Consider the following 4886-nt stretch of genomic DNA (forward strand, 5'->3'; position numbering starts at 1 on the left):
GCCATATGCCATATCTCGTGCGAAAAATGTTTAGAGGCACTGGAAATAAGGGCGATGTGAGGTACTCATCGGATAAATTAATTTCGTATGGATTTTATTTTAGCTATGGATTGACAGAGATCGTTCGGCGTTTTGCAAGGTAGTTGTTGCGTCAGCCGTGTTTTTTATGCCGCCATTTTCAGTGCCGGCTGTCATCGTCCTCCTGACCCGCCGTTAATGGGGGAATCGCCAGGCTCCTGTCATCCTGCAGCATTTCACCCCAAATTCGTTTGTATCCGATCCATAAAGCACACCTAAAGGTAGATGCGCTTTGTGTTTACCGTGACATCTCTGGCGAGCAGTTCCATGGCAATAGTGCTTCGTAGTCCGCCATCGACTGCGCATACGACAACCGCTCCAGTACGTGGCGCAGCCACGTATAGGGCTCTTGGCCGTTAACTTTGGCGGTCTCGACCAAGCTATAGATTTGCGCACTGGCCGTCGCACCTTTGGGCGTGTCGCTGAACAACCATGCCTTGCGCCCGATCACAAACGGTTCTATTGCACGCTCCGCCGGGTTGTTGTCGATCGGTAAAAAACCAGCCTCTACGTAACGCTCCAGTCGGCTCCAATTGTTGGCCAGATAATTCACGGCCTTGCCCAGTACGCTTTGCGGTGTCACCTGCGGCTGCGTTTTTTCCAGCCAGCCTTTCAACTGGGCCAGGATCGGTAAGCTCTTTTCCTGACGACCAGTAAAACGCTGTTCATCGCTGGCGTCCTTGAATTCACGCTCGATGCCATACAGCTTGTTGATCGTTGTCAGCGCGATATCGGCACGTCCCGTCTTACCCTTGGGCTGCACTTTTTGAGCATCGACGAACTTGCGCCGCGCATGGGCCATGCACGCCAGACGTTCCACGCCCGGCCGCAACGCCAACGCAATATAACCCGCGTAATCGTCGGTCATGACATAGCCGCGATAACCTTCCAGCAGGCGCAACGGCACCTCCTGCGCCCGGCTGGAGGTGTAGTCGAACAGCACGACTTTTCGATCCGGCGGCCCACTGGCCTGCACCCACATCCAGGATTGGCTGGTCGGGTCTCGATCCGRTTCTTTAAGTACCTGAACGCGGGTTTYATCGCAGTGGATGACCGGGCTCTCCAGCAACCGGTCGCGCATCAAATTGAGCAGCGGTTGCAAGTGCGCGCCGCACTGGATGATCCAGCGTGCCAAGGGCTGGCGCGGGATATYGATACCGTGTCGGCTCAACACTGTCTCGAAACGATGCAGCGGCAGGCCATCGACGTATTTGGTGGTCAACAGTATCGCCAACACGCTCGGACTGGCCATGCTTTTTTCAATCAACTGAGCGGGTTTGTCAGCGGTGACCGGAGCCGTTTCACAACCGCGGCAACYATAGACTTTGCGGATGTTTGATCACCCGGATCTGCATCGGCACGATGTCCARCTGCTCGCTGGTTTCTTCGCCGATGGCGTGTTTGCGGCAACCGCAGGCACAGGTCAGTTCGTGTTCGGGTAGTTCGTGGATGACTTCGATACGCGGCAGATCAGCCGATAGTGGCTTGCGTTTGCCACGGCGCGGAGCTGGAGCAACGACTTCTTTATCGGCATCCTCGACGGCGAGCATCGGCTCGCTTTCGGGCTCGCTTTCGGGCTCGTTGAACAGTGCCAGTTGCGGGGTGTTGGGCTCAACCGTCTGCTCGGATTTACGACCGAATATACGGTCGCCTAACAGCTTGATCTGTTCTTTCAAATCAACGATGTGGGTTTCGTAGGCCTGCTTAACTTCCTGCTCGCGAGCGAAAGCTTCATAGGTATCAAGCAGCATTTGCTTGAGAAGCACTGGGTCAGTTTTCAGTCGGCAGAACAGCCTTTACTGGGTCAGTTTTCGGTTAGCGGCAACACATTCAGGTATTTTATTTGCTCTTTTGAGCTCTTTTGAGCTCTTTAAACTTTTGTTTTCTGGGGGTAGGCGCAATATTATGAATGTGCGGAAGATTAGGTGCTTTTTGGGAGAGATAGATTTATTGTAAGTGCATCTGGTCTTTATGTTGCTGCGGGGGCTAGGGTTGTAGTTTTTCTGGAGGCTTCAAGTTGTCAAAATAATTATCCGGTTTGATATTTTATTTTTACGTTAAAGATTCGGTTGATTGATTGAGGTAAGTATCAGAGCGATAGCGGAGTACGTAATCTTTTCCATTTTCTAATTTTCTAATTTTCTAATTTTCTAATTTTCTAATTTTCTGTTGTTTATTCTGGTTTTTCAGATTGTGTCTTGGGAGGAGGCAGTACTCGGCGTTTTACTATCTAGTAGCTATGTTCTTGCTGTTTATGGTGTTCAAGTTTTCTGGTAGGGCCAAAAGTGTTTATATTTATAAAGTGGAGGGTTAGGTTTTGGAGTATTGYAAGCCAGTTGTAAGTGTTGTATGTGTTACATATAATCATGAATTATTTATTGCTTCGGCAATAGAGTCTTTTCTGTCTCAGAAGGCCGATTTTGAATATGAAATTGTCGTACATGATGATTCTTCGACTGATAAGACTGRTGAAGTGGTTTGTGCATTATGTCTAAAATATCCAGGTAGAATAAAATATATTCGGCAGCCAAAAAATATGTATTCGCAAGGTGTGAAAATTTTTGACCTTGCATTTTCATACGCGTCTGGCGAATTTATTGCTGTATGCGAAGGCGATGATTTCTGGAATGATGATAAGAAACTGCAAAAGCAGTTTGACTATATGCGCGAAAATCCAAAATGTGGAGCAGTGTTCAGCGATACTAATATTCTTATCCAGGAGACAGGTCGAACTATAATTGCGCATGATGCTTCCAGAGGCTTCTCGCCGCCTACCGGTGATGTAAAAAAAAGTCTGTTAAGGGGGAATCCTTACAAGACCTGCACAGTAATGCTTAAAGCCGAGGCTGTTTTTGGTTATGCCAAACATGCAAAAATAACCAATGCCAAAATGGAAGACTATGTGGCTTGGCTGTATGTTGCTGGTCGATATGATKTTGGATATATACCTGAGGTATTAGCAACTTATCGAATTYTGCCTGTTAGCGCATCGCATTTTTCTACCGATGCGGGGAGGGTTGGTTTTGATAGAAATACGTATAAAGTTGCTGTTTATTTTAATAATTTTTATGGTGAAATAATTGATGGCGCCTTAATCAAGGTGGGCTACTCTTACTCRCTGTTTTGTTTTTTCTTACGTGCGGGTAAACCGATCATTGCATTCAGGTATTTTAATTGCTCTTTTGAGTTCTTTAAGCTTTTGTTTTCTGGSGGTAGGCGCARYATTATGAATGTGCGGAAGTTRGTTGCTTTTTGGAAGAGATAGATTTACTGTAAATGCATCTGGTCTTTATGTTGCTRCTGGGGCTGTAGTTTTTCTGGAAGCTTCATGTYGTCAAAATAATTATCCGGTTTGATATTTTATTTTTAYGTTAAGGATTCGGTTGATKGAGGTAAGTATCAGAGCGATAGCGGAATGCGTAATGCGTAATGCGTAATGCGTAATGGTTTTATTTTAATTGTATTGAAATCAAATTAACTAATAAGATGTTTGATAATTTATGTCTAGAGCTATAGCGTGTGTGACTGGCGGAACCGGCATGGTTGGCCGAAGAATTGTAAGTGCGCTAGTAGAAATTGGCTATGACGTCAGAGTTTTGAGTCGTCAATATCATGCAGATGAGCCTAATGTAACGCACTACAAAGGTGATGTKAGTGATGAGTCAATGCTTGTCAAGTTCATTGCTGGTGCTGAATCGGTTTTTCACTGTGCTGCTGAGCTAAATATACCTTCAGCTATGTGGCAGGCCAACGTGATTGGCACGGAGCAGATTTTGAMGGCGTGYCGCGCTGAAAAAATTAAATACTTCTGTTATATGAGTAGTGCTGGTGTTGTTGGCAGAACCAATCAAAAAATTGTCACTGAAGACACGCTATGTCATCCGCAGGATGATTATGAGCATAGCAAGTTGGCTGCGGAAAAACTTGTTAAACAAGGTATTARCGGCGCCAGCGTTGTCATTCTTCGTCCTACTAATGTGATTGATTCGGATCGGCCGGGAGCACTAGGRCTAGCAATACACGCTAATATTATAAGCCGTCTAAAGCTATTTATAAAAGGTGCCGAGTGTGCGCATATTGTTCATGCGGATGATGTAGCGGCTGCTGCTGTTTTTTTTATGGGCAAAGATTTTTTATCTCCTGAGTGCTTTTTTGTTTCATGTGATCATGAACCGCTTAATACGTATGCTGGTTTATGGGCGCTTTATCAAGCTGCTAAAGCAGGCTTGCCGGCTGGAAAACTTAATTTTCCATTGTGCCTGCCTATATTCGTGCCATATCTCGTGCGAAAAATGTTTAGAGGCACTGGAAATAAGGGCGATGTGAGGTACTCATCGGATAAATTAATTTCGTATGGATTTTATTTTAGCTATGGATTGACAGAGATCGTTCGGCGTTTTGCAAGGTAGTTGTTGCGTCAGCCGTGTTTTTTATGCCGCCATTTTCAGTGCCGGCTGTCATCGTCCTCCTGACCCGCCGTTAATGGGGGAATCGCCAGGCTCCTGTCATCCTGTAGCATTTCACCCCCAAGTTCGTTTGCGTGACGGTCGCGGTAGGATGGCAGTTACCTACCATTCCTACCGCGAACTGCGTGATCTCAACGGCTGCTGCATTGACTATCTGCCCTAACGCGCCGAACGGATCCTCCTGCTGTTGCCCGTTCGTCGGTCATGACATAGCTGCGATAACCTTCCAGCAGGCGCAACGGCACCTCCTGCGCCCGGCTGGAGGTGTAGTCGAACAGCACGACTTTTCGATCCGGCGGCCCACTGGCCTGCACCCACATCCAGGATTGGCTGGTCGGGTCT

Annotated in this window: 2 protein-coding genes and 2 pseudogenes; 2 read left to right on the plus strand and 2 right to left on the minus strand. The window is 47.0% G+C overall.

Going from position 1 to position 4886, the window contains the following annotated elements; all coding sequences use genetic code 11:
• Positions 1-316 precede the first annotated feature (316 nt).
• Positions 317-1829, minus strand: a pseudogene (tnpC, locus tag AC1DWM_RS29910) (IS66 family transposase).
• A 566-nt stretch (positions 1830-2395) separates the two neighbouring features.
• Here tnpC and AC1DWM_RS29915 point away from each other — a divergent pair.
• Both AC1DWM_RS29915 and AC1DWM_RS29920 read left to right on the plus strand, forming a co-directional pair.
• Complete coding sequence (locus AC1DWM_RS29915; RefSeq protein ID WP_477796856.1) at positions 2396-3343, plus strand: glycosyltransferase; 948 nt, start codon at positions 2396-2398, stop codon at positions 3341-3343.
• A gap of 256 nt (positions 3344-3599) precedes the next feature.
• On the plus strand, positions 3600-4487 hold the full coding sequence (locus tag AC1DWM_RS29920; protein WP_477796857.1) for an NAD-dependent epimerase/dehydratase family protein: 888 nt from the start codon (positions 3600-3602) through the stop codon (positions 4485-4487).
• Positions 4488-4732: 245 nt separating this feature from the next.
• Here the strand turns inward: AC1DWM_RS29920 and AC1DWM_RS29925 are convergent.
• Positions 4733-4886, minus strand: a pseudogene (locus AC1DWM_RS29925) (IS66 family transposase); the annotation flags it as partial.

It is taken from the genome of Pseudomonas sp. P4_C8, assembly GCF_056401975.1.